At 61.8% G+C, this 23919-nt stretch carries 21 protein-coding genes; 6 read left to right on the plus strand and 15 right to left on the minus strand.

Annotated features, from left to right (window positions below; all coding sequences use genetic code 11):
* Positions 1-120 precede the first annotated feature (120 nt).
* Complete coding sequence (gene rpoD, locus JJT62_RS08080; RefSeq protein ID WP_202072208.1) at positions 121-2139, plus strand: RNA polymerase sigma factor RpoD; 2019 nt, start codon at positions 121-123, stop codon at positions 2137-2139.
* 114 nt (positions 2140-2253) lie between these two features.
* Complete coding sequence (locus tag JJT62_RS08085) at positions 2254-2883, plus strand: Uma2 family endonuclease (protein WP_370568504.1); 630 nt, start codon at positions 2254-2256, stop codon at positions 2881-2883.
* Positions 2884-3093: 210 nt separating this feature from the next.
* Here JJT62_RS08085 and JJT62_RS08090 read toward each other — a convergent pair whose 3' ends face one another.
* From JJT62_RS08090 to JJT62_RS08110, 5 genes are all read right to left on the minus strand, one after another.
* Entirely contained in the window at positions 3094-3300 is a 207-nt protein-coding gene (locus JJT62_RS08090) for a type II toxin-antitoxin system HicB family antitoxin (protein ID WP_202072463.1), read from the minus strand.
* An 88-nt stretch (positions 3301-3388) separates the two neighbouring features.
* Positions 3389-4339, minus strand: coding sequence for a hypothetical protein (locus JJT62_RS08095; protein ID WP_202072209.1), 951 nt, complete (start codon positions 4337-4339; stop codon positions 3389-3391).
* Positions 4340-5076: 737 nt separating this feature from the next.
* A complete protein-coding gene (locus JJT62_RS08100) occupies positions 5077-6348 on the minus strand; it encodes an MFS transporter (RefSeq protein ID WP_202072210.1) in 1272 nt (423 codons plus the stop codon).
* Positions 6348-7097: a DUF1345 domain-containing protein gene (locus JJT62_RS08105; RefSeq protein WP_202072211.1), complete on the minus strand. Its 750-nt coding sequence runs from the start codon at positions 7095-7097 to the stop codon at positions 6348-6350. The genes JJT62_RS08100 and JJT62_RS08105 overlap by 1 nt, the downstream gene beginning before the upstream one ends.
* 6 nt (positions 7098-7103) lie before the next feature.
* Positions 7104-8036, minus strand: coding sequence for a polyprenyl synthetase family protein (locus JJT62_RS08110; RefSeq protein ID WP_202072212.1), 933 nt, complete (start codon positions 8034-8036; stop codon positions 7104-7106).
* Between the two features lie 388 nt (positions 8037-8424).
* On the opposite strand from JJT62_RS08110, the gene JJT62_RS08115 reads away from it, so the two are divergent.
* Complete coding sequence (locus JJT62_RS08115; protein ID WP_202072213.1) at positions 8425-8712, plus strand: hypothetical protein; 288 nt, start codon at positions 8425-8427, stop codon at positions 8710-8712.
* 239 nt (positions 8713-8951) lie between these two features.
* Complete coding sequence (locus JJT62_RS08120; RefSeq protein WP_202072214.1) at positions 8952-9452, plus strand: DUF1643 domain-containing protein; 501 nt, start codon at positions 8952-8954, stop codon at positions 9450-9452.
* Positions 9453-9509: 57 nt separating this feature from the next.
* Here JJT62_RS08120 and JJT62_RS08125 read toward each other — a convergent pair whose 3' ends face one another.
* The 4 genes from JJT62_RS08125 to JJT62_RS08140 form a co-directional block, all read right to left on the minus strand.
* Positions 9510-9929: a DUF2267 domain-containing protein gene (locus JJT62_RS08125; RefSeq protein WP_202072215.1), complete on the minus strand. Its 420-nt coding sequence runs from the start codon at positions 9927-9929 to the stop codon at positions 9510-9512.
* A gap of 72 nt (positions 9930-10001) precedes the next feature.
* Entirely contained in the window at positions 10002-10886 is an 885-nt protein-coding gene (locus tag JJT62_RS08130) for an isoaspartyl peptidase/L-asparaginase family protein (RefSeq protein ID WP_246744776.1), read from the minus strand.
* 129 nt (positions 10887-11015) lie between these two features.
* Positions 11016-11912, minus strand: coding sequence for an AraC family transcriptional regulator (locus JJT62_RS08135; protein ID WP_202072217.1), 897 nt, complete (start codon positions 11910-11912; stop codon positions 11016-11018).
* Positions 11913-12322: 410 nt separating this feature from the next.
* Positions 12323-12856, minus strand: a complete 534-nt coding sequence (locus JJT62_RS08140) for a helix-turn-helix domain-containing protein (RefSeq protein WP_246744777.1) — start codon at positions 12854-12856, stop codon at positions 12323-12325.
* 347 nt (positions 12857-13203) lie between these two features.
* On the opposite strand from JJT62_RS08140, the gene JJT62_RS08145 reads away from it, so the two are divergent.
* Positions 13204-13686 (plus strand): hypothetical protein, encoded by a 483-nt coding sequence (locus JJT62_RS08145; protein WP_202072219.1) that lies wholly within the window; start codon positions 13204-13206, stop codon positions 13684-13686.
* Positions 13687-13716: 30 nt separating this feature from the next.
* On the opposite strand, the gene JJT62_RS08150 is transcribed toward JJT62_RS08145, so the two are convergent.
* The 6 genes from JJT62_RS08150 to JJT62_RS08175 all read right to left on the minus strand — a co-directional run bounded on the left by JJT62_RS08150 (position 13717) and on the right by JJT62_RS08175 (position 22587).
* Positions 13717-15294 (minus strand): efflux transporter outer membrane subunit, encoded by a 1578-nt coding sequence (locus JJT62_RS08150; RefSeq protein WP_246744778.1) that lies wholly within the window; start codon positions 15292-15294, stop codon positions 13717-13719.
* A gap of 59 nt (positions 15295-15353) precedes the next feature.
* Entirely contained in the window at positions 15354-16478 is a 1125-nt protein-coding gene (locus JJT62_RS08155) for an ABC transporter permease (RefSeq protein WP_202072220.1), read from the minus strand.
* Positions 16479-16480: 2 nt separating this feature from the next.
* Complete coding sequence (rbbA, locus tag JJT62_RS08160) at positions 16481-19261, minus strand: ribosome-associated ATPase/putative transporter RbbA (RefSeq protein WP_202072221.1); 2781 nt, start codon at positions 19259-19261, stop codon at positions 16481-16483.
* A 48-nt stretch (positions 19262-19309) separates the two neighbouring features.
* Positions 19310-20338 (minus strand): HlyD family secretion protein, encoded by a 1029-nt coding sequence (locus tag JJT62_RS08165; RefSeq protein ID WP_202072222.1) that lies wholly within the window; start codon positions 20336-20338, stop codon positions 19310-19312.
* Positions 20339-20457: 119 nt separating this feature from the next.
* Positions 20458-21633 (minus strand): acetate/propionate family kinase, encoded by a 1176-nt coding sequence (locus JJT62_RS08170; protein ID WP_202072223.1) that lies wholly within the window; start codon positions 21631-21633, stop codon positions 20458-20460.
* Between the two features lie 273 nt (positions 21634-21906).
* On the minus strand, positions 21907-22587 hold the full coding sequence (locus tag JJT62_RS08175) for a hypothetical protein (protein WP_202072224.1): 681 nt from the start codon (positions 22585-22587) through the stop codon (positions 21907-21909).
* A gap of 447 nt (positions 22588-23034) precedes the next feature.
* Here JJT62_RS08175 and JJT62_RS08180 point away from each other — a divergent pair, with 447 nt between their 5' ends.
* Positions 23035-23889, plus strand: a complete 855-nt coding sequence (locus JJT62_RS08180; protein ID WP_202072225.1) for a hypothetical protein — start codon at positions 23035-23037, stop codon at positions 23887-23889.
* Positions 23890-23919: the final 30 nt, after the last annotated feature.

The raw sequence follows: 23919 nt of genomic DNA on the forward strand, positions 1-23919 counted from the left end.
GGCTTTTGGCGCGCCGGGCAGGGGAAAGCCGGAGTTCGCGACCTCCGGCTCGATCGACAGATACGAGGCCTGGCCAGCAGCCCCATGAGGCGCTGCGGTCGGGAGCGTGTGGAGCTGTGTATGGCGAAGAAAGACGAAGACAAGGTCGATAATGAAGGCGCCGTGACGGCAGACGCCGCCGATGGGCCGCTTCTCGACCTCAATGACGCCGCCGTCAAGCGGATGATCAAGTCCGCCAAAAAGCGCGGCTTCGTCACCTATGCCGAATTGAACGCCGTCCTGCCGTCGGAGGAGGTTTCCTCCGACCAGATCGAGGACGTTTACGCGATGCTCTCCGAGATGGGCATCACCGTCTCCGAGGGCGAGGATCCGGACGACGCCGAGGAAGAGCAGGCCGCCGAGGAAGAGGAAGCCGAGGGCGGCGAGCTCGTCGAGAACACGCGCGCGACGGCGGTGGCCACGCGTTCGTCCGAGCCGGCCGATCGCACCGACGACCCGGTGCGCATGTATCTGCGCGAAATGGGATCGGTCGAGCTGCTCTCGCGCGAGGGCGAAATCGCCATCGCCAAGCGCATCGAGGCCGGCCGCGAGGCGATGATCGCGGGCCTCTGCGAGAGCCCGCTGACCTTCCAGGCGATCATCATCTGGCGCGAGGAGCTCGAGGCCGGAAAGGTTCTGCTGCGCGACATCATCGACCTCGAGGCGACCTACGCCGGCCCCGAGGGCAAGGCGGGCGCGAAACCCGCCGAGGAGGAAGAGGGCGAGGGCGGCGAGATGGCGCCGGCCACCGCGCCGCGCACGCCGCCGGCAGGTCTTGCCGAGGGCGCTCCCTCAGAGGAAACCTTCGAGGAAGAAGACGACATGGAGAATTCCGTGTCGCTGTCAGCCATGGAGGCCGAGCTCAAGCCCAAGGTTCTGGAGACCTTCGCGCGCGTCGCCGACGCCTATAAGAAGCTGCGCCGTCTGCAGGACCAGAATGTCGAGAACAAGCTCAAGAACGAGACGCTGACGCCCGCTCAGGAGCGCAAATACAAGCAGCTCAAGAAAGAGATTGTCACCGACGTCAAGTCTCTTTCCCTGAACCAGAATCGCATCGAGGCGCTGGTCGAGCAGCTCTACGACATCAACAAGCGTCTCATCGGCTATGAGACGAAGCTGCTGCGCCTTGCCGACAGTTATGGCGTCGCGCGCGAGGATTTCTTCGACAAGTTCCACGGCTCCGAACTCGACCCCAAATGGGTGATGCGCGTCGCGCAGCTTCGCTCCAAGGGCTGGAAGGAATTCGTCGCCGAGGAGAAGGACCGCATCAAGGATCTGCGCGCGGAAATCCATGCGTTGGCGACCGAGACAGGCTTGGAGATCTCCGAGTTCCGCAAGATCGTGCATATGGTGCAGAAGGGCGAGCGCGAGGCTCGTCAGGCGAAGAAGGAAATGGTCGAGGCCAATCTGCGTCTCGTCATCTCTATCGCCAAGAAATACACCAATCGCGGCCTGCAGTTCCTCGACCTCATTCAGGAAGGCAATATCGGCCTGATGAAGGCGGTCGATAAGTTCGAGTATCGCCGCGGCTACAAATTCTCGACCTACGCCACTTGGTGGATTCGTCAGGCGATCACGCGCAGCATCGCGGATCAGGCGCGAACGATCCGCATTCCGGTGCATATGATCGAGACGATCAACAAGATCGTCCGCACCTCGCGCCAGATGCTGCACGAGATCGGCCGCGAGCCGACCCCGGAGGAGCTGGCCGAAAAGCTCGCCATGCCGCTCGAAAAAGTGCGCAAGGTGCTCAAAATCGCCAAGGAGCCGATCTCGCTCGAAACGCCGATCGGCGACGAGGAAGATTCGCATCTCGGCGATTTCATCGAGGACAAGAACGCCGTGCTGCCGATCGAGGCGGCGATCCAGTCGAATCTGCGCGAGACGACGACGCGCGTTCTGGCGTCACTCACCCCGCGCGAGGAGCGCGTGCTGCGCATGCGCTTCGGCATCGGCATGAACACCGATCATACGCTGGAGGAAGTCGGCCAGCAGTTCTCGGTGACCCGCGAGCGTATCCGCCAGATCGAGGCGAAGGCGCTGCGGAAGCTGAAGCATCCGAGTCGGTCGAGGAAGCTGCGGAGCTTCTTGGATAACTGAGTCCCAGTTAGGGAAGATAATGCGAGCCTGAAGGCTCGCGGTCCAGAGGCGCCCAGGACCGCGAGCCTTCAGGCTCGCCACATTTAGAAAAACCACGCCGTCCTGGCGCGCGGCGTGTTATCATCCTGCGCCATGAACCCACATCTGCGACCAGAGGCTTTGCCTCTCGTCACCCAGGCCGCCGACGGCATGCTCCGGCGGCGCTTCAGCGTGGGCGAGATCGAGGCGATGGTCCGCGTCGGCATCATCGACGCGGACGAGCGCTTCGAGCTGATCGGCGGGGACGTCGTGCCCATGTCGCCAAAAGGCGCCCGGCATGAGTGGATCAAAATTGAGCTCAACCGTTTCTTTCAAAGAGTGGCGCCGCAGCATTTGACCGTCGCGCCGGAGACAATGCTGCGTCTCGACGCCTCAACCTTCGTCGAGCCCGATTTCTGCGTCTTTCGGCGCGACCTCGATTTGAGCGCGCTCGACGGAGCGGCGGTTTTGCTTGCGATCGAGGTCGCGGATTCGAGCCTGAATTACGACAAGGGCCGCAAGATCGGCATTTACGCCGCCTATGGCATTCGAGAAGTCTGGGTCGTCGACGCCCTGCGAGCGACGATCTGGGTTCATCGCCATTTGGGGGCGGCAGGCTATGCGGAAATTATAGAGGCGCCGGCGAGCGCGGTGGTAACGCCGATGCTTGCGCCCGAGCTTGCTGTCCGCTTGGCGGATTTGGGCGTCGGCCCGGTTTCGGTTTGATACGAGATCCGCTTGATCGGTTCGGTGTCATTCCCGACGCTCGCGAAGCGAGCGATCGGAAATTCAGAACCAAACCAGCGCTTTTGTGGCTCTGGATTCCCGATCGCGCTGCGCGCGTCGGGAATGACAAGGCCGAATGCGAGCTGTTCAAACGGTAACGGTGTGAGTGCCCGTCCGACCGTCGAGCCGTGAACACGGCGCGATTTCGATTCAGGCGTCGATATACTCGGCGACTGCGGCTGGAGCCGGAACCGGAAGCCCGTCCGCTTCGAGCCCCTCGATGTGGAAACGAATGGCGTCGCGGATCTCTTGCTTAATCTCTTCCAGCGTGGCGCCCGTGGCGATGCAACCGGGCAAATCTGGGACGTAGGCGGAGAAATTACCGGCTGCTTTTTCAATGACGATAGCGTAGCGCATCATTTTTTGTCCTTTATCCCCGTCGTACCCTGCTAGAAAAAAGCCCGGCTCAAGGGCCGGGCTTTCTGATAGATAAACGGTAACTAGCTCAGTTCTTTGTGGCAGAGCGCCGAGCTTTTTTCAAAAAAACGTCGATGTAGGCGCTTAGGTCCTCAACGCTGTCTGCTGACAAGTTCTCAGGAAAACGAATTGTAACGTCCCCTTCTTGCAATGCGAACTTTTCTTCGCGCTCTCCGAGAGCAGGAGCCGCTGGGTTTGCACTAGCGAGATGTGTCGCCGGCTTAGGTGGAGCCGCTCCTGCGGTATGATCCGAACCTTGCGCGATAACCTTAACTTCATTCATCGGGATGCCTGTTTGGCTCTCCGCTACCCATAGCCATTGGCGGTCTTCTGAAACGCCGACGACTGTAGCCGGGTTCCTAAACTGATCGACACCCCCGCTAGTCCACTGAACAACGTCGCCGACCTTAGCATTTGGACCTTTCGCGGCGAGCGCGGGCTCGCTCCTATCTTCTTTCTTATCATCAACGCCCGTTTTTGCGAATCCTATCGTATCATCAAAGACGCGTAGAAAGCTTCGCGCGCCCTCTTCTGTGAAGCCTCTCTCTACATGCAGTTCGCTTATGCATATTCCGTCGGCGGGACGGCCCCCTTTCCAGATCTCTGCATATTCGGCGATAAGCTTCGGGCGGGTCGCCGCTTCCTGCAATGCGGCGTCCTTTGCACCCGGTCGTTGATCCTGAAGCGCCCGGAAGCCAAGATCTGAAATCTTGAATTTACGTGAGTCACCAGATCCTTGATCCTCAATGAGCCCGAAGGCAATAAGCGCCCCGATCGTCTGCAATGTCGCACTGCTTTTGGCGGCAAGCCCCCACGCAGCGGCGACGTCTGCGGTTCGAGCCTCATGCCTCTTCGCATGCAGGTATAGTTCTCCGGCTCGTTCCAGGGCCTTCGGGAGCCCGATGTATGGGAAAGAGGGGCTACGCTCTTTCTTGTTTGCAGGAGACGCCGCAGCGGAGCCGACCTTATCGTCTGCCATCTGATAAACCTTTCGCCGAGCCGCGTGAAATTGGCTGATTGCTTATCTGATAGCACTATCAGTCCTGATTGACAAGATTCCGACGTGGCCGTAACATAAGAATCAGATTGGAGGAGTGATGGTCAGACGTGTTCAGCCCCGCCGCCGTCCCGCCCGGTGCCGCAGGGGCTACTAACGAAGAAGGCCGCACCCGCGCCAACGGGTAACGGCCTTCGTGGTGGCAAAGCAACCGGGTGGTTAGGCCACGATTCCTGCGCACACTGCACCGCAAGAATCGCACGTCTGCCGCCCACCTTGCAACTCCTTTCTATGAGAGGGGTGGATCATGGCTAAACGAGCCTGCCATAGCGTGCGCGCCTATACGCGTATCCGCTTTGGCCGCCTTGAGCATGTCAGCGCCCATTCACGCTGCTGCGGTTAGGACTTTCGTCTGATTGACGCTTAGAGCGTTGTGGCCGCCGCTGGGGTTCCTGCGGCGGTTTTTTCGTTTTCGCACGCTGGATGCTTTCCTCAACCTCTGTCAGGTCAGTCTGAAGCGCGCGGGCTAGAAACTCCCCAAAGGCCATATCTAGCCTCAGGGGCGGTTTAGTTTTCTTCTTCTCGCGATCAGCGCCCTGCAGGTCAGTGGGCCCTCAACGCAAGGCGCTTTAGGAGCGCCCAGACGCTTTCGATCGTGTTGGTGTTAACGAAGCCGCCGAACTCATTTATATGTCCCTAGAAGAATCCAGGCTTACCGGCTAGCTCCGCATCTTCTCCCTCGTCTCCGGCATCGTCGCATAAACAACCAGCGACACGAAAATCGCCGCGCTCGCATACCAATAGAACCAGCTCTCATGGCCCTGCGTCTTGAACCACAGCGCCACATATTCCGCCGAGCCGCCGAACACCGAGACGGTGGCGGCATAGGGCAAAGCGACGCCGGTCACGCGGATCGCAGCGGGGAAGAGTTCGGCCTTCACCACCGCATTGATCGACGTGTAGAGCCCGACGATCAGCCAAGCCACGCAGATGAGGCCGAAGGCTGTCCAGGCATTGCGCGCGTCTTGAATGGCTGTCAGTAGCGGCGCGGTGCAGAGCGTTCCAAGGAGGCCGAAGGCGATGAGCATGGGGCGGCGTCCGATCCGGTCGGAGAGCGCCCCATAGATCGGTTGCAGTAGGAGCGCGAAAAGCAGAGAGCCAGCCGAAATCCATGTGGTCTCGGCAGCGCTCAGCCCCGCCGAGAGCTTGAGGAACTTCTGCATATAAGTCGTATAGACATAGAAAGCGATCGTGCCGCCCAGCGTCAGCCCCACCACTGTAGCCGTCTCGCGTTTATGCGAGAGCAGCGCGTGTAGCGAGCCGCGCGTCTTCTCCGCGCGCGCCGCTTCGAAAGCGGCGGTTTCGACAAGATCGCGGCGCATCAGCAGAGCGACGATGGCGAGAAGCGCGCCGATGGCGAAAGGAATGCGCCAGCCCCATGCGCGCAGCGCATGGTCGTCGAGCAAGACATTCTGCAGCACGAGCAGCACCACAAGGGCGAGGAGCTGTCCCGCAATCATCGTGACATATTGGAAGCTCGCGTAGAAACCACGCTTTTCCGGCGTCGCCGTCTCCGCGAGATAGGTGGCGCTCGACCCATATTCGCCGCCCAGACTCGCGCCCTGCAGCAGCCGCGCGAACAGCAGCAGCGCCGGCGCCGCCGCGCCGATCGTGGCGTAGGTCGGCGCAAAGGCGATGATGAGCGAGCCTGCGCACATCAGAAGCACGGAGAGCATCAAAGCCGCGCGCCTGCCACGCCCGTCGCCAATGCGCCCGAAAATATAGGCGCCGATGGGCCGCATGAAAAAGCCGAGCGCGAAGACGCCCGAAGCTGAAAGCATCTGCGCCACGGGATCGTCGCCGGGAAAGAAAGCGTCGGCGAAATAGAGGGAGAACGCCGAATAGACGTAGAAGTCGAACCACTCCACCAGATTGCCGATCGAGCCAACGAGAATGGCGCGGATGCGCGCTTTGTCGTCGGCGCCGAGCATCAGACGAATTGGCTCGCAATATTCACCATCAAAGCGAGGATGGTGGTGTTGAAGAAAAACGAGACGACGCCATGCACGAGCGCCACGGCCCGCATCGGCCGCGAGCAGATGTTCACGTCGGCGGTCTGGCAGGCGACGCCAATGACGTAAGAGAAATAGAGGAAGTCGATATAGTGCGGCGCGGGCGTGTTCGGGAAGTTCAGGCCGCCGCGCGACGGCGAGGCGCTATCCGACGCATGGGCTTCTTCACTGTAATATTCGTGGGCGTAATGGAATGCGAAAATCAGATGCATGAAGGTCCATGAGGCGACGACGGTTGTCACCGCCAACGCAATATGCGCGCCTTTTTCGTCGGCGAAGAGCATCTTCGACTGCCCAAGCTCTGCGATGATGGCTCCGATCGCCACGAAAGTTGTCGTGGCGGTGAGGAAAAGCACCGCGCTGCGGCCTTCGTCGGAAAGCTGGGCGCGGCGGCGGATCGACTCATGCGTCGCGCGTAGAAGGATCCGCGCCGCGGTGAGGAGATAGAGCAGCACGGCGATATCCCAGCCGATCAGCGCGCGCGTCACGAGCGCAAATTCGGTTGGAAGCCAGTCGATGGCGACCTCGGCTCGATCGATCGCTTGCGGGATGGCAAGCCCGGCGGCGGCGCCGATCGCGCCGCAGACGGCAAGCCTGTCGTGCGCGCGCAGCACTCGCCACGGCGCGAGAAATGGCGACCGGCGCGGCTTCGTTTCGCGCGCGGGCATGTCGTTTCAATTGCGCCGTGCGGCGACGAAGCGAGCGGCTTCGGCGAGGATTTCGGTTTTTTCCGCCAGCCCGGTGTCGGCGAGCGCGGTTGTCGCTTCTTTCACGAGCGTATCGCAGCGCGCCTTTGCGCCGTCCAATCCCAGAAGTCCGACCAGCGTCGCCTTGCCGCGTTCGGCGTCCTTGCCGGCGCGCTTGCCGAGCGCGGCGCTGTCGCCTTCGGCGTCGAGAATGTCGTCGGCGACCTGGAACGCCGCGCCGAGCGCCTTGCCGTAACGGGTGAGCGCCGACGCCTGCGCGGCTGTCGCGCCGCCGAGAATGGCGCCGGCGTCGACGGCGAAGCGCAGCAGCGCGCCCGTCTTCATGGCCTGCATCTGCAGCGTCTCTTCGATGGTCAGAGGCACGGCCGCCGTCTCGGCCGCGAGGTCCAGCGCCTGGCCCCCAACCATGCCGCCGAGGCCGGCGGCGCGGGCGAGCGCCAGCACCAAGGCGGCGCGCAGAGCAGCGTCGGCGTGGGTCGCGGGATCAGCCACGACGTCGAAGGCGTAGGTCAGCAAGCCGTCGCCGGCGAGAATGGCGGCCGCTTCGTCGAAGGCCTTATGCGCGGTGGGGCGGCCGCGGCGCAGATCGTCGTCGTCCATCGCCGGGAGGTCGTCATGGACGAGCGAGTAGCAGTGGATCATCTCAAGCGCGCAGGCCGTGCGCAGCGCGCTCGCGCCTTCGACGCCAAAGAGGCGCGCGCTCTCGATGACGAGAAACGGCCGCAGCCGCTTGCCGCCGCCCAGCGTCGAATAGCGCATCGCCTCCAGCAGGCGCGCAGGGCGGGTGATTTCGTCTGGCAGCGCCGCCGGGCCGAGCAAGGCGTCGAGCGCGGCTTCCGTCGCTTCGGCGGCGGAATCCAGGCGGCGGCGAAACTCTTCGGCGCGGTGGGCGGCGTCCATTGGCTATCCTTTGCAACTTAAGGGGTGCGCCCCTGCTACCAAATTTGGCTGGCGAGCCCAAGCCCTCCGCCCAAGCCAACCGAGGCGGTCGCCGCCGCAAAGGCGCCCGAAAGGCCAAGTTAGAATGGCCCCCGGCGGAAACAAACGGCCTGTTGTATTTTCGCGACAGCGACGCGCGGAGCTTTTCTTTAGTCTCCCGTCGCGCCAGAGGCATCGCTGGCGCGTCACCCGCGCGGCGGGTCGATCGAAATGTCGCCAAGCTGCGCGGCGGGTTCCTGGGCGTTTGCGTCGAAGACTCGGTTTCGCCGAAGAGTTCAAAACTTGGTTTTGGCGACGACTTGGGGCCGCCGCGCGAGGCGCGCGCGGTCATTCCCGAAAGGAGACGGATATGAAAAAGATTCTGCTGCTGACGGCGGCGATCGTTGCGGCGCCGCTTGCCGGCTGCAACTCGCCCACCGACCGCGCGCTTGGCGGCGCGGCGATCGGCGGCCTGGGCGGCGCCGGCATCGGCGCGCTGGCCTCGGGCGGAAGCGCCACCGGCACGCTGGCGGGCGCGGCGATTGGCGCGGGCACGGGCGCGCTTGTGGGCGCGGCGACGGCTCCGGCGCCGCGCTGCGCCAAATGGGGCTATGATTATTACGGCCAGCGCGTCTGCGTCGCCTATTATAACCAGTAATTCTAGGCTCCCGGAATTGCTGGGGGTTAAATGGCTTAGCCATCGCACCTCTAGCCGGGCAAAGCTTCACTATTAGGGCGCACGCTCGCCTCGGCGGCGCTCAAAAGTCGGGGCAGCGCAGAAGAAAACTGCCAAGGATGGGAAAACAGGCTCCCCGGAGCCTGTTTTCGATGCAGACTTCAACCCCGCAGAGGCGTCTACAAGCTCGTTGCTCCTCGACCCAGCGGGGTTCCGATCCAATGCAATCCGACTTCGAAGACACATCTCGCTATTCGCCTGAAGCCGTCCCTCGTTACCGTTGGTCGTTTGAGCGCCGTTGGGGCGACGGGCCGTTGCTTTGCTGGATCGGGCTGAACCCAAGCACGGGCGACGCAACGCATCGTCCTCGCCCGACATTGCGCAAGGTCATGGGTTTGGCCGGGAAGCTTGGCCTGCACGGCGTTGTCGTGGTGAATCTGTTCGCCTACCGCGCAACAAATCCGCGCGACCTGATTGCCGCCGCCAAGCATCTGGACATCGTGGGGGCCGACAACGACACAGCTATTTACGAGGCTGTCGCCCGCTCGAAAACAACGCTCGCCGCGTGGGGGGTGCACGGCCACCTACAGGGCCGGGGCGCTCAGGTGGCGGCCATGGTCCAGGATATGGTTTGCCTCGGCGTCACGTGGCGCGGCGAGCCCCGTCACCCGCTTTACACCCCACGTGACGCCGCTTTGAGGCCATATCAGCGCAAGGGCTAATCGAATTCAGAGGCGACCTTGGCGGCCGATCTTTCCTCGGTCAGCGGCCTACCGCCTTTATCCGTTTGGCCACAGGAATTGCGAAAGGCCCGGAATAGGGTCCGTCATCACGCGCAGCTTCTCCTTGCCGATGATGAGCTCCGCGCCGCCGAAAATCTCATGGGCGAGGCGCTTGAGTTGATCCGCCGAGAGGCCGAGCGCCGAAAGCTCGGAGGTCAGCGCAAGCATATCGCCCTTGGCGCCGCCCATCAGCCCGCCCATCCCGCCGAGCACGCCGCTCAGCAGGCTCTTCTTGCGCGGCGCCGCCTCGGCCTCGGCGATGGCCGCTCGCGAGCCGGGAACGCCGTCGATCAATTCGTCGGCGGGGCCGTGCGGATAGCGCTTGAGGAGGAAGCCGAAGACGTTGCCGACCGCAAGACGCGCAATGGCGGGGTCGGTCCCGACGGAATTGGCGATATGGGCAATCCACTGGTCCATAAAACTCTCCAAGATCGACAGTCTGGGAGCCTTCTCGCGTGTCGAGGCAGGAGGCGCAACCATCGGGCTGGATCAGCCTGCGGCGACGGAGATCTTGCCGTTCTCGAAAGAGGCCCTGAGCATTCCCGGGGTCGAATAGGCGGCGCCGCATCCGCCGTTGCGATCAACGATGATAAGGCCGCCCGAGCCTTTCACTTTTCTCACGAGATAGGCAATCGCAGCCGTTGCCGCGTCCGTCGCGGTCATGCCTTGCGTCTCGACAAAGAGAGAAGCAATGCGCGCCAGCGAGGTGCGCAGGAATTGCTCCCCGATCCCCGTGCAGGAAATCGCGCAGGAGTCGTTATCGGCGAAGACGCCCGCGCCGATCACCGGCGAATCGCCGATCCGGCCGAACATTTGATTGACGAGGCCGCCCGTCGAGGTCGCCGCCGCGACATTGCCGGCTTTGTCGCGCGCCACCGCGCCGACAGTTCCGAGCTTGCCGTCCTCTGTTGCAGCGTGATCGAGCGTCGTTGCGCTGCGCGCCTTCGCGCGGGCGAGCTGCGCTTGCCTCTCGGGCGTGAGAAAATAGGCGTCTTCTTCAAAGACCGCGCCCTGGTCGCGGCCGAAGCGTTCGGCGCCTTCGCCAATGAGAAAGACGTGCGGCGTCCGTTCCATCACGAGCCGGGCGAGCAGGACCGGATTGCGCACGCGTCTGACGCCAGCAACGGCGCCGGCCGATAAGCCGCGTCCATCCATGACCGATGCGTCGCAATAGACGGCGCCATCCGCGTTGAGCACAGAGCCACGGCCAGCGTTGAAGAGCGGATCGTCTTCGAGCAGGCGCACACACTCTGTCACAGCGTCAAGCGCGGAAGCGCCTTTTGTCAGCATGTCGGCGCCGGTTTCGACAATGGCGCGCAGCGAGGGAGCGAAGCGCTCGGGCGCGCCTATGGCGCCGGCGCCGCCATGGATCATCAGTGAGCAGCTCATGTCGTAAGAATGGCGTCTCCTGCGCCGCCCGGCAACGCCGGATACTCGCGTTCGCAAGTTTTACGACATGGCGCTAGCGAGGACGGGCGCTAGCGAGGATGGGCGCTCGCGCGTTCAGTCGCTGGGATAGTCTTCGGGCTCCACCACCGCGCCATGCGGAGCAAGGGGCGTATATCGACCATGCTTGGCGCGGCCCTGCCTCCTTATCTCGCGCGGCGATGCGCCGAAGCGTTTTTTGAAGCAGCGATTGAAGTGGGATTGGTCCGAGAAGCCGACCTGATAGGCGATGTCTCCAATGCGGCTCGTATCGAAACAGGAAGAATTCAGCATGCGGAGGGCGGCGGTCAGACGAAGCTCCTGCAAGCGTTCCGAAAATGATTTTCCGCTTTGCTTGAGAAGCGCATGCACATATCGAACGGTGATCGACAGGTTCCGCGCCACCCTCCTCGGTGAGAGCTGCGGGTCTGTGTAGTTCCTCTGAATTTCCCTTAAAATGTTGCTCATATGCTTCGCGGGCAAGCCCGTCAGCCCGGGTGGCGCCGTCCGATCCTCGCAGGCGTTCAGCAGGTAGGAAACGCTGTCGATCACAAATAACTTCAGCGTCGAATCGATCAAACGACTGGTTTTTTCGTCGATTTCCTCGTTCTTGACGCATGTGTCCAAAATACCGTCGGTGACGCTGTCGAGCAGTCTCAACAGGCAGGCGATTTCATTGTCGGACGCGGCAGGGTCGTATTTCTTGTGGTAGGCATGCTGTCTGGATTTGTTTTTGTCCTCGACGCCGATCACCCGATACAGACAGGAGGTCCGCGTCCCCGCCAGGCGGCTTCTCTCCGCGCTCACGATCCGGCTCAGATCAGTTGATAAATGCACGAGCTTCGCTTCTGGATGTAAGGCGGAAACGTACCAGATGCGGTTCTTTGCGGATGACGGAGGCAGGTTGTCGCACAGCTCCGCTTCTCCTCGCGCAATGAAGAAATCCCCATTGGTGGCTTTGCTGAAATAATTCATCGTTATGTCCGCCGTCTATTGCCGCGCTCCGCGGTAAAATGTCGACGCGCCACGCCCCGCCAGGGCGGGGTCGGAAAAATCCGGGCGACGTCCTTCTCCATAGGAGAACGAGATGTCGGAGCGGCATTGACCTGTCTCAAGATTAAATGTGTAGATAAGGCTCAGGTCAAGAGAATTATAATAGTAAACAGCTTGGATGCGTCCTTTATTTGTTTATCTGACGTATACATTGATTGTGAACGCGGCGATTAATATTTTGTTTTGGCCCGCGAATGTATCTGTATTTGAGTTTTCCTCGGGACGGGACGTGCTTGTGCTGTCGCCGGCTCTCTTTGACAATGGCCTGTGCGAGCGCCGGCGCGCGAGGCTACAAATAGCGGCGCTGGCCCGATTGGGCTTCCACGCTCATCTCATTTGGGATCGTCGGTCGATTGCGTTGTTCGTGCGATCCGCCGACCATCGGAGGCCGCTTTGCCAAAGGTCCTCCGATACGCGTGAGCAAAGTGGGCCGAGTCGAAAAAGCCCGATGCGTGTGCGGCCTCGGTGAGAGAGGCCCCCTCGGCGACTTGACGCCAGACGCCGCGCAGCCTGCTCCAGGCGCGATACCGACGAAACGGAACGCCGATCTGTCGCGTAAACAGGTGCTGAAAGCGAGAGGCGGATAATCCAACCCTCCGCGCAAGATCGTCCACCGGCGTCAGGTCGGCGTAATGCGCGTGGAGCAAATCGACTGCGGCGGAAAGACGGGGGTCGATGAGCTCTGCATTCGATGTTTCCCTTGCAAACATCGTTATGTCTGACAGCGCATCTTCAAGCCATTGCACGCTCGATGAGTCTTCATAAAACGAGCGGAACAGCGGGATTTCGGCCGAGTCGCCGATCAGGGCGCGGTTGGTCTCCGAAAAATTGCGAAGAAGCGGAGACAGAACCCCCGACGCGCCCAAATTCGGCTCCAAATAGAGAGCGGCGAAAGGCTCTCCGGCAAAATCCAATTCATGCGAGACGCCAGGGGGAATGATTGCGGCGCGGCACGTAAGCCAAGGGCCGCCTTGCAAGCGCAAACGAAACTTCCCGTAAAGGCCGGCCAAAAGAACCGGCGCGCCCCCCTGGTGATCGCCGAGGTAGGCTGTGGCGCCGGCCCAGAAGGCGCAGCCCCTCCCGACGTGCAGAATTGGCGCTGGCTGCTCCACTCCCGCAGCACGTTTATACAAGCGCGTCGCATCCGCCATCGATAATCTCCTCAGATCGCAATTCGACGCTGAAACGCGTCGTCATTTAAAGAAGGCCAAAAATGCGGATTACTTTTCTTTTAGCGTTTGCCGGCCTGTTGCTGGCAATCGCCCTTACGATCGCCTGGGTTTTGGCGGTAACGCTGTTCTTCCCGCACGGGCAACTCGCAGGGCTCATTGTCGATCGCAACAGTCTCATCAGATCGCATATAGACTACCTGATGATGGCCCAATTCATATTTCTCTTTGCGCTGCTTTTCCGGCAGTATTCGATCACTCCGCCGTGGTGGGTGATGGGCGCTAGCTGTTATGGCGCTTTCTTCAATCCCCTAGGATTTCTGAAGTGGGCGCTAATTGCGAAGCCCCCTGCAGACGCGCCGCCGATCGAGCCTCATTTCTCGCTTCAGGGAGCGGCGACTTTCACCTGCACGACGGTCGGATTTCTCGCAGCCGTCGTGCTCATAATCGGAGCTGCATGGCGATCATCAAAGGCCAGGAGCGAGGCTTTCGCATCGCAAGCCCGCGCGGACGCCAGCGCTATTTAAACCCGTCCGCCGCCGGCCAAAGGACCCGCTCTAATTCGCGGGTCTGCCCGGCGGCATGGGCGCCGCTTCGTAATCGGGCGGCAGCAGAAGCGGCGTTTGCCCGGCCGGCGTGGGCAGCGTCAGTTGATCGGCCGGCGGCGGGGTTTCGGCGGGTAGAAGATTGCCCCAATCGGTGCGGTTCATCATGCCGGCCTGCATGATCTCCGGCACGATCGGCTTGCCATTGCGAATTTCCCAACCGCCGCCGAGAGCCTTGTAGAGGGCGACAAGATTGGTGGCGATGTTCGAGCGCGTGTCAGCGAGCCGGTTACGCTCCTCGAGCAATCGCGTCTGCGCGTCGAGCACGCGCTGAAAATTTTCGGCGCCCTCGCGATATTGGATGAAGGAAAGCTCGACGGCGCGCTCCGCGGCTTTCACCGAATTTTGCAGACTGGCGGCGCGTTGCTGCGCCTTCAGGAAGCCGATGAGCGCGTCCTCGACCTCGCGGGCGGCTTTGAGCACCGTATCTTCGTAATTGACCAGCGCCTGCTGGAAGCGCGCGTCCTGCGCCCGGATATTGTTGGCGATGCGGCCATAGTTGAGAAGCGACCAGCGAAAGCTCGGTCCGGTCGACAGGAAAAGACTGCCGGGCGCGAAGATTTTGCCTAAATCCGAGGCCTGCACGCCGATCTCGCCGAAGAGGAAGAAGCGCGGATAGAGATCGGCTTCCGCAATGCCGATGCGCGCGCTCTCGGCGGCCGCGTTCATCTCGGCCCTGCGGAGGTCCGGCCGGCGCCGTAGCAACTCCGCCGGCAGGCCGACGGCGACGCGCGGCGAGGCGGAGGGGATTTGCCGTGGCCCTTGCAGCAATTTATCCACGCCGCCCGGCGGTCGGCCGAGCAGCACGCTCAACGCATTCTTGGCGCGCTGCAGACCCGTCTCCAAATCGGGAATGCTGGCGATCGTATTTTCGAGCAGAGCGCGCTGCTGGGCGACGTCGAGCTCGGACGTTGCGCCCGCGCGGAAGCGCGCTTCGGCGATCTGCAGGCCCTCTTTCTGGAGCCGCACGTTCTCGCGCGCGATCTCGATAAACCTTTCGAAAGTGCGTACGCTGACATAGCTGCGCGCGACTTCCGCCGTGAGAGAAACGAGCGCATTGTCGTAATCGGCGATCGCGCTCGACATTTGGGCTTCCGCCGCCTCGACATTGCGGCGGTAGCGGCCCCAGAAATCGATCTCCCAGCTCGCGTCGAAGCCGATCGAATAATCGGCGAAGGCGTGCGTCGGCAGGCTGGCTCTATTCGCGGCCTGTTCGCTGATCTTGTTCCAGGTCGCGGCGCCATTGCCCTCCTGCTGCTGCGGGAAGAGCTGGCCGATGGCGACGCCGAGCTGGGCGCGCGCTTCGAGAATACGCAGCCCGGCGATCTGCACGGGCAGGTTCTGCTCGGCGGCGAGATGGACGAGCCGATCGAGCGCCGGATCCTTGAAGGTCCGCCACCAATTGCTCATCACTTGTTTATTGGAAACGCGCTTGTCGCTCTTTTCGATCCAATTGTCCTGGACCGAGGCTTCCGGCGGCTGGAAATCCGGGCCGACCGCGCAGCCGCTGATTGCGAACGCCAGGCCCATCGCAGAAAGGGCGCTTCCGACGAAAGTAGCCGACGGCCGCGGCTTTTTCTTTGCGCGCATCATTTCGTCACCGTGATGGATTTTCGAAACAGCGAGAGGCTGTAGCTGAAAAAGGCCAGGCCGATCGCCGCGACCATGACAAATTGCGGCCAGACGGCGCTCAAGCCGCCGCCGCGATAGATGATCTTCTGCGAGAAGCTGACGAAGTGCCGCGACGGCAGAAAGACGGTGATGTATTGCAGCCACACCGGCTGGCTTTCGACCGGCGTGTTGCCGCCCGAAAGCAATTCCAGCACGACGACCACGAGAATGATGAGCAGCGCGAATTGCGCCATGGAGCGTGAGATCGTGCCGAGGAAGATGCCGAGCGCGGTGGCGAAGAAAAGATAGAGCCCGACGCCGGAGAACCATAAGGCCACCGAGCCCGCGAAGGGAACCTCCAGCGCCTTCATCACGATGAGATAGAGCGACGCCCCTGTGGCGAAGAGGATCACGAGACTGTTCGCCCAGACCTTCGCCATCGCGATCTCGAAGGCGGTGAGCGGCATGACGAGGAGATGCTCCAGCGTCCCATGCTCGCGTTCGCGGATCACCGCCGCCCCGGTGAGAATGATGGTCAATATGGTGATCTCATTGATGATGCCGACAATGCTTGCGAACCATGCGGTGACGCCGTTCGGGTTGAACAGGCGGCGAATGACGAGGTCGATGGGTTGGGGCGTCGCGCCGCTGGCGCGGCTGAAGAAGGACGTGATGCGCTGATTGACGATATTCTTGATATAGCCGGCGCCGATCGACGCCTGCTGCATGGCGGTGGCGTCGATGCTGAGCTGAATATCGGGATGGCGTCCGGCGCTGAGATCCGACTGGAAACGCGGTGGAATCGACAAAACGAACATATAGCGGCCCTCGTCCATCGCCGGCTCCGCCTCATCGGCGGTGATCATTTCCGGCTCCTGGAAGCGCGGCGGATAAAAGGCGTTCATCAGCTCTTTGGAGAGCGCCGAGTGGTCTTCGTCCACGAAAGCGATGGAGGCGTTATTCACCTCGCTCGACGTGCCGGTGGCCTGCGCATAGATCGAGCCCGTGAAAGCATAGGCGACGAAGAAGAGCATGACGGAGTCGCTGGCGAGGCTGCGAAGCTCCTTCAATCCGAGCCAGAAAATATTGAGCAGCGACTTCATCGCTACTTCTCCTGCTTTCTGAGTCCGAGCGTGCTCACGGTCCAGAGAACGGGGATGCAGCAGGCGAGGAAGATCACGTCGCGCATCAGGAGATCGGCGCCCAGCCCCTTGGTGAAGGCGCCGGTGCTCGCATGCATGTAGTAGCTGGTGGGCCAGATCGAGCCGATGATCTTGGCGTTGCCGGCGAGCGTCGAAACCGGCTGCAACATGCCGGAGAATTGGATCGTGGGCAGCAGCGTGACGATGGCGGTGATGAAGACCGCCGCCACCTGGCTGCTCACGAAGGTCGAGATCACGAGGCCGATGCCGGTCGTCGAGGTGACATAGAGCAGGGTGCACAGGGTGAGCATCAGAAAGCTCCCCTTGATCGGTATGCCGAATACGGTGACCGCCATGGCGACGAGGATGAAATAATTGAGCATGCCGATGGCGATATAGGGAAGCTGCTTGCCGAGCAGATATTCGATCCGCCGCGTCGGCGTGACGTAGAAATTGATGATCGAGCCGAGCTCCTTCTCGCGCACCACGCTGATCGCCATCAGAATGGCGGGGATCAGGATCAGCAGGATCGGCGGGACGCTCGGGACCATCGCATAGACGCTCTCGAACGTCGGATTATACATGTAGCGTTCCTGAAAATTCGCGCTGTATTTTTGCGGCTTCAGATCGAGCCCGTTGGCGGGATCGCGCAGCGCCGTGCTCTGCACATTCTGCACATATTGCGACACTGTCTCGCCGCGAAACGTATTGGCGCCGTCGACCTGGGCCATCACCTCGGGCCGCGCGCCTTTGCGCAGATCCCGTCCGAAACGGGGCGGAATTTCCAGGACCAGCGATATGTCGTCGGCTTGCAGCCGCTTCAGCGCCTGCTCGGCGGACTCCACCGCCGGCGTTTCGACGAAATAGCGCGGCGTTCCCCGGAACTCGTCGAGATAGGCGCGGCTCTCGAAAGATTGGTCGTGATCGAAGGTCGCGTAACGGACATGCTCGACATCCGTCGTGATGCCGAAACCGAACACGAGCATCAGCAAAGCCGAGCCGACGAAAGCAAAGGCGAGGCGAACCGGGTCGCGCAGGATTTGCATGGCCTCATTGGCGCTATAGGCGCGCATGCGCTCGAGCCGCAGCGCAATGCCGGAGAGAGGGGGCGGCGTTTTCTTTTCTTGGCTCTCACCCGCGGATGTGGCGGCGGCCTCGCTCTTGCCCGCTGCGCCCGCGCCGATTGCGTCTTCCATATAGCCGATGAAGGCTTCCTCCAGCGTTGCGGCCCTGCGCGCTTCGATGAGCTTCTGCGGCGCGTCGCAGGCGAGCACCTTGCCGGCGTTCATGAGCGAGATACGGTCGCAGCGCATCGCCTCGTTCATGAAGTGGGTGGTGACGAAAATCGTCACGCCCTGATTGCGCGACAAATCGATCAGCAGTTCCCAGAAGCTGTCGCGCGCGACCGGATCGACGCCGGAGGTCGGCTCGTCGAGAATGAGGAGCGGCGGATCGTGTAGAACTGCGACGGCGAGCGACAGGCGCTGGCGCAGGCCCATGGGCAAATCGCCAGCAAGCGCGTCCATATAGGGGCCGAGGCCGAATTTCTCGACGAGAGTGTCGATGCGCGCACGCGCCGTTTCATCGGGGATATGATAGAGCTTCGCGTCGAGCAGGAGGTTCTGACGCACGGTCAGTTCGCCATAGAGCGAAAAGGCCTGCGTCATATAGCCGATATTGTTGCGCACCTCGATGCTGCCGGCTTCGACAGACTGGCCGAACAGCGTCGCTGTCCCTTCCGTTGGCGGCAGCAGGCCGGTGAGCATCTTCATCGTCGTCGATTTGCCGCAGCCATTCGAGCCGAGGAAGCCGAAGATTTCGCCGCGCTCGATGGTGAGCGTCACATGGTCGACCGCGACGAAATCGCCGAAGCGGCGCGTCAATCCTTTTGCGTCGATCGCGATGTCCGTCTTGCCTGCCGGGCGCGGCGGAATCGTCAGATCGACATGCCCCGTGCGCTTTTCTTCCGGCAGAAGCTGGATGAAGCATTTCTCCAGATCGCTGACGCCCGTGCGCGCCATCAGCTCGGCGGGCGCGCCGGTTGCGAGCACCTTGCCCGCGTCCATGGCGACGATCCAATCCCATTGCTGGGCTTCGTCCATATAGGCCGTCGAGATGATGACGCTCATCGACGGACGGCTGGCGCGGATGTCGTCGATCAGGCTCCAGAATTGGCGGCGCGACAGCGGATCGACGCCGGTCGTGGGCTCGTCGAGTATGAGCAGGTCCGGCTCGTGCACCAGCGCGCCGCACAGGCCCACTTTCTGCTTCATGCCGCCAGAGAGCTTGCCGGCCGGACGATCAGGGAAGGGGCCGAGACCCGTGGCGTCGAGAAGCTCTTTGACTTTGTTCGCGCGCTCCTGCTTCGCGAGCCCGAAGAGCCGCGCCATGAAGTCGACGTTCTCTTGCACGCTCAGCTCGAAATAAAGATTCTTGCCGAGGCCCTGCGGCATATAGGCGATTCGCGGGCAGGCCTCGCGGCGGTGGCGCGCGTCGGACATATCGCCGCCGAGCGCGATCACCTTGCCTTGCTGAATCTGCTTCGAGCCAGCGATCAACGCCAGCAGAGTCGATTTGCCAACGCCATCGGGACCGATCACCCCGACCATGCGGCCTGACGGGATCTCGAGTGACAGATTATCCACGGCGACCGTCGCGCCATAACGATGGGTGACGCTCTCGATCGAGACGACGGCGCCCGGCGTTTCAGTCTTTGTGGCGGAGAGCGGCGGCTCTGTGCTCATGGTCTCCGAGCTTCTGCGCGCGTGTCGGTTGGGCGCATCAGCGCCGGCTCACTGGCCGTTCTCTTTGGCGGCGGCCGCCTTGCCATTGGTCTCGGGCGGCTCCAGCGTCTTCTGCAGCCACGACGGCCACTCGACGGAATCGTCGAGCTTCACATAGCCGACCCCGCGCACGCCGGTTTTCAAATATTCGATGAAAGCCGAGACCGTCTTCTCCGGCACTTTGATCTTGACGCGGAACATCAGCTTCTCACGCTCGCTGCGCGTCTCGACCTGCTTGGGCGTGAATTGCGCTTCCGGCGAGACGAAGCTCACATAGCCTGCGACAGTGCGGCCCTCGACATGATCCGGGACGATGCGCGCTTGCGCGCCGAGCCTCACGCGCGCCGCGTCGGCGGCGGGAAGATAGATTTCCATATAGACGTCTTGGAGATTGACCAGCGTCATCGCCTTGCCGCCGGCCGCGAGAACTTCGCCCACCTCCGCGAGCTTGTAGAGCACGCGCCCGAGCACCGGCGAGCGCAGCGTCGCGTCGTCGATTCGCGTCTGGATCGTCGCGACCTTCGCCTGCGCGACGGCGACCTCCTGCAGGATCGTGCGCAACTTGGCTTCTTCTTCCTGAAGACTGGCGGTCGTGGTCTTCAGTTGCGTATTGCGCACATCGAGCTCACGCTGGGAGCCAGCGCGCTGGGCGACGAGATTCTTGCTGCGAACGACCTCTACTTTTGCAAGCTCGATCTGCGCCTTGATGCGCTCGATCGTCGCCTTCTCAACCGCTTCTTTTTCCTGAGTGGCGACGACATTGAGCTTGGCTTCCTCGAGCTGCGCTTCAATCGTATTGGTGTCCATCAGGACGCAAATGTCGCCGGGCTTGACGAGGTCGCCTTCCTGAAAGCGGATTTCCTTGACCCGCAAGGATTCCTTCGGCGAGATGTCGACGAGCTTGGCCTCGACGCGCCCATTGCCGGACGCAATGCCCGCGGGCAGCGCATTCTGCCGGCTAAGCCAATATTGATAACCAAAATAGCCGCCGATGCCGACGACAGCCGCGACGATGATCAAAGTGGTTCTTCGAGACATCGGAGCAAATTCCCCGGCCGCCGCCACAACGGAGCGATTCCATCCGCGAGCGGAACACTAGCATTTTTTCGGCGGGAGCAGGGCCATTGGCGCCCTTGTTCACAGGAGATGGCGAAGCGTCATCCGGCGCTCAGGATCTCCCAGGCGCTTTTCGCGATTTCGAGTTCCTCATTGGTTTTTATGACAAAAACGGCCACGCGGGACCGCGCGGCGGAAATTCTTTGCTCTCCCGTTTGATTCGCGGCCGGGTCGAGCGCGACGCCGAGCCAGGCGCAGCCTTCGCAGACCTCCGCGCGGGTTTCTTTGTCGTTCTCGCCAATTCCGCCGGTAAAGACGATGGCGTCGAGCCCGCCGAGCGCCGCGGCGAGCGAGCCGATCTCGCGCAGGATGCGATAGACGAAAAGCGCGGTCGCTTCCCGCGCCGCGGGCTCGGATGAAGCGCGCAGCGTTCGCATGTCGGAGGATATGCCGGAGACGCCGAGGAGCCCCGATTTGCGATAGATCAAATCCTCGATCTCGCGCGGGCCGAAACCGTATTGGTCGATCATATGCAGCAGCACGCCGGGATCGATCGAACCGCAGCGCGTGCCCATCATCAGCCCGTCGACGGCGGTGAATCCCATGGTGCTCGCGACGCTGCGTCCGTCCTTTACCGCGCAGAGGCTCGCGCCATTGCCCAGATGCGCAATGATGACGCGGCCCTTCGCGATCTCGGGCGCGATCTCTCTCAATCGGCCCGTCACATATTGATAGGAGATGCCGTGAAAGCCGTAACGTCTGACGCCCGCTTCCGAATATTTCCGGGGAATCGCGAAAGCCTGGGCGATCGGCGGCTGAACGCGATGGAAGGCCGTGTCGAAACAGGCGACCTGCGGCAGGTTGGGATGCTCGGCGTGCATGGCGCGGATGACCGCAAGATTATGCGGCTGATGCAGCGGCGCGAGTGGAATGAAGGACGCAAGCCTGTCGGCGATGTTCCCGGTCACGATCAAGGGCGCGGCGAAATCCGGCCCGCCGTGCACGACCCGATGGCCTATGATGGAGATGTCCTTGCCGTCGAGCCAGTCTGCGGCGATGCGCATCATTGTTCTTGTGGCGGCGGCGTGGTCGAAGCCTTCGGGCGGCGGGCTTTCCGTCAAAAGCGTTTCTCCGGCCGCGTTCGAGAGCCTGGCGCGCGGCGTCGCGCCAATGCCTTCGACGAGCCCCTTGAGCCGCAATCGAGGCGCGGCCGCCGCGTCGAAGACCGCGAATTTTATGCTGGAGGAGCCGGCGTTGACGACGGCGATGCTGGACATGTCGTTGATCCGCTACGGCGACGATAGGAGAGTCGCCGTCAGTATACGCCGCGTCGACGCCGGGGTCCGCCGTAAAACCGCTCTCCGGCTGGTTTTATGGGTCGGCACGCGGGCGCGCTGTCTTCATGGCGCATAGCCCCTCGCAGCGCGCGAACGTATGCGCCCGCATCTTCGTGTCGCCGCCCGGCTTGGATCGTCATGAAACATATGCGTCGGCGTGAATATGTCGGGGCTGGAACCCGGCGCATTCGAGGGCCGCGCGCTGGCCACATGCTAACTCACGGCGGCGCTCTGCGGCTCTCGCTGCGCGGCAAGCGGTAAAGCCGCCAGGTTTTCGCCGAGCGGATCGAGGCCCAAAGCGTTCATTTTGAAGTAAAGCACCTTGGCGCCCGCCGCATTGGTTCGCTCGTGCCAGATCGTGGAGCCCCAGAAAACGATCAAATCGCCTGGCCGCGTGTCTATCGTCACCGGGTCTACGCCCCTCAACGCGTTTTCGGGTTTCTCGCTTTCGGAAAGCGAAGCGAGGAATTCGTCGTAGCTGTCGAAGGTGTTTTCGCTACGCTCGTGATAGGGATAAAGAATGAGACGCGAGGCGGCTCCGACCTCCAGCGGAACGCCGATCGAGAGTTGCGTTCCGTGCCTGTCCTTGTGCGGCGGCGGGTTTTGCGGCGCGTCCTCACGATAGACTTTCAAATGCCGTTCCGAGATGATGAGATCCGTGTAGGGCAGCCCGGTCAATCGGCCGATCGTCTCGACGAATTCCGCGACGGCTTCTCGCTGCTCGGGGAACGTAAAGAGATATTCCTGCTTGAGACGCCGCTTCGAGCGGGAGATGTCGCCGCCGCTGATGCAGCGCTCGATCTGCGCCTTCGCATAGTCGAGGAACTCGGTGTGCATTCCTTGTTTGACGACGATAAAACCATTCGCGGCGAAATCATCCGCGTACGCGCTCAAATTGTCCCGCCACGATCCGAACAGTTTCATCATAGCTCGAGCCCTCTTGCGACAGCGAATTGCTCGCACAAGCCGTCGCGCAAAGGAACGGGTCATGATGCGTAATTCGTTTTTGCCGTGCGCTACTCCTCGAAGCGCCTTTTCTCAGAAGGTCGGAGGCGTAATTATAAGGCGCTCGAGAACGTACAGGCGGCGGGGTGTTTGGAGAAGCCCTGTGATTTTGGAGGCAGAATGATTTTGCGCGGGGCTTACCTTATTCGCCGGTTTCTCACTTCAGCTCGCCGTAACGAAAAACAGGCGCAGGCGGACAGGATTCGCGATCAGTTCTATGAGCAATGCTGGCGAGAGGCGGCTCAATCGTGTGGCGGAGAATTTGCGCGCATCGGGGAAGGCGTTTCCCGGATTACCCACAAGATCGTCCGCCGGCCGATTTTTGTGGACCGAAACTTGAACGTGCTCGACAGTCACGCCGCGGTTCAGGCAACGGATGACAAGCCGGCGACCTACCGGCTGGTTCGAGAACTCGGGGCGCCTGTTCCAGACCACGTCGTGCTGCGCGCCGATGCGCACAAGGCGGCTTTGGAGTTCATTCAGTCCCACGGCGGATCGTTCGTTGTAAAACCGGCGTCGGGAACCGCGGGCGGCGTCGGGGTGACGTCGAATGTTCGCACTGCGTCGGAGCTGAGACATGCAATGGCGTGGGCTGGGGCTTATTGCTCCCGCGTGCTCGTTGAGCGCCAAATCGAAGGAGACACATACCGGCTCCTTTATTTGAATGGCAATCTCTTGGATTGCGTGCTGCGAATGTCGCCGAGTCTCGTGGGCGACGGAACCTCGACTGTCCGAAAGCTGGTCGAAGAGGAGAATCGTTTGCGGCTTTCCGAGGGGTTCAAACGCAGCCAATCCCTTCTGAAGATCGACCGGGACATGAAAGCGACGCTCGCCGCGCAAGGGCTCGGCCTGAACTCTGTCCCGACAGACGGTCAGAAGTTCATGATCAAGCATGTCGCCAACGACAATTCCGCAAACGAGAATGTGTCGATGATCGATAGTGTGGCGGTGTCGACGATCGAAATCGGCCAACATATTGCAGCGATATTCGGCCTGAAATTGGTGGGTCTGGATATAATGACGCCGGATATCAGCAAGCCTCTCGGGGAAGCGCATGGCGCAGTCATAGACATAAATGGCGATCCGGGTTTCTACTATCACTATTACAAGGACAGCGGGCGGATCGCCCTTGCCGAACATATTCTGACCGAGGTGATAAAAGCGGCCGAGAGCGACGTTTGTCCGGCGTGATCGGTTCGCGATTGAACAGTTCGCTTGGGG

It is taken from the genome of Methylocystis sp. Sn-Cys (assembly GCF_016745395.1).
GTDB lineage: Bacteria > Pseudomonadota > Alphaproteobacteria > Rhizobiales > Beijerinckiaceae > Methylocystis > Methylocystis iwaonis.

Excerpts from the sequence above, each read along its gene's own strand:
- JJT62_RS08130 (WP_246744776.1), bottom strand. The coding sequence starts at position 10,886 with ATGATCCATGGCGGCGCCGGCGCCATAGGCGCGCCCGAGCGCTTCGCT.
- rbbA (WP_202072221.1), bottom strand. The coding sequence starts at position 19,261 with ATGAGCACAGAGCCGCCGCTCTCCGCCACAAAGACTGAAACGCCGGGC.
- JJT62_RS08170 (WP_202072223.1), bottom strand. The coding sequence starts at position 21,633 with ATGTCCAGCATCGCCGTCGTCAACGCCGGCTCCTCCAGCATAAAATTC.
- JJT62_RS08090 (WP_202072463.1), bottom strand. The coding sequence starts at position 3,300 with ATGCGCTACGCTATCGTCATTGAAAAAGCAGCCGGTAATTTCTCCGCC.
- JJT62_RS08165 (WP_202072222.1), bottom strand. The coding sequence starts at position 20,338 with ATGTCTCGAAGAACCACTTTGATCATCGTCGCGGCTGTCGTCGGCATC.
- JJT62_RS08145 (WP_202072219.1), top strand. The coding sequence starts at position 13,204 with ATGCGGATTACTTTTCTTTTAGCGTTTGCCGGCCTGTTGCTGGCAATC.
- JJT62_RS08105 (WP_202072211.1), bottom strand. The coding sequence starts at position 7,097 with ATGCCCGCGCGCGAAACGAAGCCGCGCCGGTCGCCATTTCTCGCGCCG.
- JJT62_RS08115 (WP_202072213.1), top strand. The coding sequence starts at position 8,425 with ATGAAAAAGATTCTGCTGCTGACGGCGGCGATCGTTGCGGCGCCGCTT.
- JJT62_RS08120 (WP_202072214.1), top strand. The coding sequence starts at position 8,952 with ATGCAATCCGACTTCGAAGACACATCTCGCTATTCGCCTGAAGCCGTC.
- JJT62_RS08150 (WP_246744778.1), bottom strand. The coding sequence starts at position 15,294 with ATGGGCCTGGCGTTCGCAATCAGCGGCTGCGCGGTCGGCCCGGATTTC.
- JJT62_RS08095 (WP_202072209.1), bottom strand. The coding sequence starts at position 4,339 with ATGGCAGACGATAAGGTCGGCTCCGCTGCGGCGTCTCCTGCAAACAAG.
- rpoD (WP_202072208.1), top strand. The coding sequence starts at position 121 with ATGGCGAAGAAAGACGAAGACAAGGTCGATAATGAAGGCGCCGTGACG.
- JJT62_RS08100 (WP_202072210.1), bottom strand. The coding sequence starts at position 6,348 with ATGCTCGGCGCCGACGACAAAGCGCGCATCCGCGCCATTCTCGTTGGC.
- JJT62_RS08110 (WP_202072212.1), bottom strand. The coding sequence starts at position 8,036 with ATGGACGCCGCCCACCGCGCCGAAGAGTTTCGCCGCCGCCTGGATTCC.
- JJT62_RS08155 (WP_202072220.1), bottom strand. The coding sequence starts at position 16,478 with ATGAAGTCGCTGCTCAATATTTTCTGGCTCGGATTGAAGGAGCTTCGC.
- JJT62_RS08135 (WP_202072217.1), bottom strand. The coding sequence starts at position 11,912 with ATGAATTATTTCAGCAAAGCCACCAATGGGGATTTCTTCATTGCGCGA.
- JJT62_RS08125 (WP_202072215.1), bottom strand. The coding sequence starts at position 9,929 with ATGGACCAGTGGATTGCCCATATCGCCAATTCCGTCGGGACCGACCCC.